Consider the following 4,167-nt stretch of genomic DNA (forward strand, 5'->3'; position numbering starts at 1 on the left):
ATGCAAATGAAGTTCAACGTATCAATCAGAGAGCTACCAATGCAAACGACCTGAACAGGTTGCCCGAACAGGTTGCCCAAACAAGTTGCACTGCTCACCAGGTTCAAAACCACGTTCCCGTTTTCGTCGTCGCCACAGCCATGGCTTGGCCACGCGACTTGGGATGTCCACTCAATCGACACCTCCTTTTGCCATGCAGCCCACCCCGCTTCGCCGAATTCTGCTTGGGCTCGCCGTGTTCCTGTCGATCTGCGCGGTCGCCATCATTGCGTACGTGCAAATGGGATGGACGCTTAGCGACTCCATCTACATGGTCGTGATCACGATTTTTGGTGTCGGTTACGGGGAAGTCAAACCGGTCGACACACCCGCTCTGCGAACACTGACCATCGCGATCATCGTCCTTGGATACGGCGCGGCCATCTACACCGTCGGCGGATTCATTCAATTTTTAGTTGATGGTGAACTACAAAGCCTCTTAAGAGATCGAAAAATGAGCCAAGGAATTGCCAGTCTTCGTGGGCACACGATCGTGTGCGGGTTTGGGCGAATGGGCGTTCGCGTTGCGGAGGAACTCCAGCAGCTTGACCAACCATTCGTCGTGATCGACGAAAATGTATCCCGGGTCGAAGAAGCTCAGCGTTCCGGCATGCTGGCGATGGTCGGCAATGCAACCGACGAAGACGTGTTGCAGAACGCGGGCATTCATCACGCTCGCGGGTTGGCAACGCTGTTACCCGATGATGCCGCCAACGCGTTCATCTGTGTCACCGCGAGAGACTTGGCCGAATCAGTCGAAATCGTTTCGCGAGCCGAGAATCATTCGGCTCAAAAGAAACTGATCCGCTGTGGCGCCAACCATGTCGTGATGGCGGCGACAATCGGTGCGATGCGAGCCACTCAGTTGCTCGTTCGCCCGACAGCCTCCGCCGTGCTCGAATCTTATGGGCTCTCGCATGGAATCAGCGAGGAGCTTTCGGCGATTGGATTGAGCCTGGAAGAACTGGAACTGACCAACCACTCGCCTCTGGTTGGCAAACCGCTGGGTGATATCCAAGTTCGCGGCAACCGAGGTTTTTTGATTGTCGGTGTCAAACGGGACGAAGCCCCGATTCAGATGAATCCCAGCGGGAGCTTGATATTGAAAGCCAAGGACATCGTGATCGTGGTCGGCCACCAAAACGACATCGCGGAACTGTGCTTGGCTCACAAGGTGCAACGACACGAGATCCTTTATCAGGGCGTCAAAGCCTGACTTGCGCCCACAAACAGGACGCCTGCTGGATCAGGTTGCTTCGGAAGGATCTTCTGCGGTCGAAGCCTCTGCTTTGGCATTCATGATCCCGCTGGCGATCAAACCGGCCAAGTAGCCACCTTTGAACCCCGCATCGATGTTGACCACCGCGACATTCGCAGCACAGGATGTCAGCATCCCCATCAAGGGGGTCAACCCAGCGAAATTGGCACCGTAACCCGTGCTGGCAGGCACCGCGATGACAGGCGTTGCGACGTGGCCGGCCAGTGCAGCGGGCAGGGCACCTTCCATCCCAGCGACCACCACAATCGCGGCAGCGGATCGCAATCGTGGGACAGCGGCCAGCAATCGCTGCGGCCCGGCGACTCCAATGTCATCGATTCGCTCGCAGGCGATCCCCATCCAAGCCAATGTCTCGGCGGCTTCCTCCGCAACCGCCGCGTCGGTGCTGCCAGCGGTGACCACAGCGACGTGGGTGGAGTGCCCCTCGACCCCAATCGGTTCCAAACTCTCGTTTTCACAGCCAATTCGCAGCGTTCGGGCCGCAGCATTGTAGCGAGTGTTTTCAAACACTCGCCGCAACTGAGCCGCTGCAGTCGCATCAATCCGCGTGATCAAACACCCTTGGCCAACCGCGATTTGGGTTTGCACGACTTGCGTCATCAGGTCCGTTGATTTGCCCTCGCCGTAGATCACTTCGCCAAAACCACAGCGGGCTTGGCGTCCCAGATCCACGGTCGCGCCGGGCACCGTTTGCATGTCGGCGGGTCCCAGCGAACATTTTTGAATGGATTCCACGGCGGAATCCACGTCGGTTTGCCCCGCTGCGAGGTCCTGCAAAATCTGAAGCAGGGCAGGGGAGGGCGGTTGGTTGGTGGGTGGGTTCATAGCCTTCTGCTTGACTTTCCGGCCAGGATCCTTCTGACCGTCCTTGCGTGTTTCGCACCGGACAACTTAAATGCGAGACCTTCAAACATAGCCGATTCCCCCGCATTTGGATGCAGATCTGAGATGAAAAGTTGTGTGCTAGCCTATTCCGGTGGTCTCGATACGTACGTCATTCTGGGCTGGCTCCAGGACCAAGGCTACGAAGTCCACTGCGTCTACGTGGATCTGGGACAACCCTGTGAAGACCGCGACGCCATCATGGAGAAGGCTCGTACCTGCGGGGCCAAGTCGTCTCGCTTGGTCGACGTTCGCGAAGAACTGTGCCGCGATTTCGCATTCCCCGTGTTGGCATGGCAGGCCAAATACGAACAAATCTATCTGCTGGGCACCTCCATCGCTCGCCCGCTGATCAGCAAGGTTTGCTTGGAAGTCGCTCGCGAAGTCGGCGCAACCGCCTACGCTCATGGAGCCACCGGCAAGGGCAACGATCAATGCCGCTTCCAACTCGCTGCGGAAGCTCTCGATCCTACCATCGAAATGATCGCCCCCTGGCGCATCAAATCGTTCCGGGATGCGTTCCCAGGCCGTACGGAATTGATCGAGTATTGCGACGTAAAACGAATTCCGGTCAAAGCCTCGACCGCGAAACCGTACAGCAGCGACGAGAACGTTCTGCACATTTCCTATGAAGCTGGCAAGCTGGAAGAACTCGATGTCAACGGCGTCGAATTGGTCGAATTCGGCATGGGCGTGTCACCTCAAGATGCCCCCGACAAACCAGAAGAAGTCACGATCGGTTTTGAATCCGGCGTGCCGAAGACACTGAACGGAAAAGCCGTCAACGCTCTCGAAATGGTCGAATCGCTCAACGAGATCGCAGGTCGCAACGGTGTTGGCCGGATCGACATGGTTGAAAACCGATTCGTCGGCATGAAGAGCCGCGGTGTCTATGAATCACCCGGCATGACCGTGCTGTACGACGCGTTGATGTACATCGAACAACTCACGATGGACCGTGACCTGATGCACCTTCGCGACCGCATGGCTCCCGAAGTGGCAGAACTGGTTTACTACGGTTTCTGGTACACGCCCAAGATGGACGCTTTGATGTCGTTCATCGAAACGGCTCAGCGTCCCGTGACCGGCGAAGTCACGCTGCAGCTTTACAAAGGCAACATCATGGTGTCTTCGCGAACGAGCCCGAACAGCTTGTACGACGAAGAAATCGCCACCATGGAAGGCGGCGGCACCTACAACCAAGACGACGCAGAAGGGTTCCTGCGAATCCAAGGGTTGCCTTCGCGAGTCCAAGGCCGCGTTTCACCACGCAAGTTCTGAGTTCCAGACCCAACCACGCAAGCGGTCACCAACCAACGACAACGGCGAGGTTCATCCCTCGCCGTTTTTTGTTGCGCACAACGCTGGATGGATGCGTGATTGCCTCCCGGGCACAACCATTCCCGTTGCCGACGTCGTGTGATCAGCGTTCTGTTGACGCCCACTCATCCAGCACGTCGTCCGGCAACGGTTCGCCTCCCGCGGGAGAGATCAAAGCCTGAACGGTCAACGGCGGAGTCGTCTCCGGCAAGAAATATCCGCTGCCTTCCACCGTCGCGACACAAACGCCGCCTTCGGTCGCACCGCCCAAGCCTTTCCCGGACGGAGGGTTGATGGCGCCGCCAATCGACCCCACATTCAAATCTCCCGGCTCCATCCACGACTGGCTCATCGACTGCAACTGACCTTCAGCCAACAGAATGGTCTTGGTCGCTCCGTCAGTCACCTGCTTTGGACCGAGTGGCCCGTTGCTTGGGAACAATGTTCCAGGTCCGGTCACCAATTGGTAAACGGTGCCCGTGCCCCAACCGGTGTCCTCAGGATGTCGGTAAACCGCTGGGGGCTGACTGTACATCAGCGTTTGGTTCTCGCCTTCGTCCCACGCGATGTCCTTGTCAATCTGATTGAACAGAGCGTCTTCGTCTAAGTACGGCAAAATTGTGACTCGCAAAGAATGCAACTTCCGG

4 protein-coding genes are annotated in these 4,167 nt (G+C 57.4%); 2 read left to right on the plus strand and 2 right to left on the minus strand.

Annotation, left to right across the window (positions count from 1 at the left end; translation table 11 throughout):
• The first annotated feature begins 163 nt into the window (after positions 1 to 163).
• Entirely contained in the window at positions 164 to 1,255 is a 1,092-nt protein-coding gene (locus ACF8AM_RS00665) for a potassium channel family protein (protein WP_392553772.1), read from the plus strand.
• A gap of 30 nt (positions 1,256 to 1,285) precedes the next feature.
• On the opposite strand, the gene larB is transcribed toward ACF8AM_RS00665, so the two are convergent.
• On the minus strand, positions 1,286 to 2,143 hold the full coding sequence (gene larB / locus ACF8AM_RS00670; protein ID WP_392553773.1) for a nickel pincer cofactor biosynthesis protein LarB: 858 nt from the start codon (positions 2,141 to 2,143) through the stop codon (positions 1,286 to 1,288).
• Positions 2,144 to 2,266: 123 nt separating this feature from the next.
• On the opposite strand from larB, the gene ACF8AM_RS00675 reads away from it, so the two are divergent.
• Complete coding sequence (locus ACF8AM_RS00675) at positions 2,267 to 3,481, plus strand: argininosuccinate synthase (RefSeq protein WP_392553774.1); 1,215 nt, start codon at positions 2,267 to 2,269, stop codon at positions 3,479 to 3,481.
• 142 nt (positions 3,482 to 3,623) lie between these two features.
• Here the strand turns inward: ACF8AM_RS00675 and ACF8AM_RS00680 are convergent.
• On the minus strand, positions 3,624 to 4,167 hold a 544-nt coding region (locus tag ACF8AM_RS00680; RefSeq protein WP_392553775.1), incomplete at its 5' end, for a DUF1559 domain-containing protein.

The sequence above is a fragment of the Rhodopirellula sp. JB055 genome, from assembly GCF_043100905.1.
GTDB lineage: Bacteria > Planctomycetota > Planctomycetia > Pirellulales > Pirellulaceae > Rhodopirellula.